Here is a 248-nt window from a genome sequence, read left to right on the forward strand (position 1 = left end):
AACAACGAATCGCTCAACCCCGCTTACATCGTCACGGATTTGGGCGATCCCGATGTGGCCAACGTCCTCGTCCAATATGACCGCAAGGCATCCCTGTGGCCGGGAACCCTCGTCGGCGGGACGATTGACGGCTCGAACAACCTCGCCGCCAACACCGGCACGCTGATGTGGAACGTCAACCCCGCCGCCAATATGTGGGCGTCCGATTCCTCGTCGCTGATGTGGAACATTGTCTACGACGCGATGAC

1 protein-coding gene is annotated in these 248 nt (G+C 60.1%); it reads left to right on the forward strand.

Annotated elements, in window-relative coordinates:
- A partial coding sequence (locus tag BGIM_RS66150) for a hypothetical protein (RefSeq protein ID WP_193789050.1) occupies positions 1–248 on the forward strand: 248 nt, incomplete at both ends.

Origin of the sequence: Zavarzinella formosa DSM 19928 (genome assembly GCF_000255705.1) — a bacterium.
Taxonomy (GTDB): domain Bacteria; phylum Planctomycetota; class Planctomycetia; order Gemmatales; family Gemmataceae; genus Zavarzinella; species Zavarzinella formosa.